The sequence below is a fragment of the Rhodococcus chondri genome, assembly GCF_036327435.1.
Lineage (GTDB): Bacteria > Actinomycetota > Actinomycetes > Mycobacteriales > Mycobacteriaceae > Rhodococcus > Rhodococcus chondri.
In genome coordinates, this window is the sequence record NZ_JAUZMZ010000411.1 from 1 (window position 1) to 538 (window position 538).

At 73.4% G+C, this 538-nt stretch carries 1 protein-coding gene; it reads left to right on the forward strand.

Annotated elements, in window-relative coordinates:
* Positions 1 to 137: 137 nt before the first annotated feature.
* A partial coding sequence (locus Q8814_RS26465; protein ID WP_330154869.1) for an ATPase, T2SS/T4P/T4SS family occupies positions 138 to 538 on the forward strand: 401 nt, incomplete at its 3' end.

The following is a 538-nucleotide window of genomic DNA, read 5'->3' on the forward strand; positions in this document are numbered from 1 at the left end:
CTGCGTCCCCATCCCGGCCTCGCCGAGATCCTCGAACGCGGCGGTCTGCGACTCGGCCGCCGCTCACCGCTCCTGACCGCCGCCTCCGAAGTACGCGACGGTGCCGACTCCCGCCGGTCCGGACCGAGCCGAGTGGCATGAGCGAGGTTCTGAGCACCGGCCTGCTCGACCGGGTCCGCGACCGGCTGGCGGCCGAACCCGGCGAACCGACACCGGCGCGCGTCGCCGCCGCCCTGCGAGCCGAATCCGGTGGAGTGCTCGGCGATTCCGACCTGCTCGTCGCACTGACGCACCTGCAGACCGAACTGACCGGCGCCGGTCCGCTCGAGGTGCTCCTCGCAGACTCGGCCGTCACCGACGTGCTCGTCACCGCCCCCGACCGGGTATGGGTCGATCGGGGGAGCGGTGTCGAACTGACGCCCGTCACCTTTCCCGACGAAGGGGCGGTACGACGACTCGCCCAGCGTCTCGCGCTGTTCGCCGGGCGGCGCCTCGACGACGCCCAGATGTGGGTCGACGGCCGGCTGCCCGGGCACGG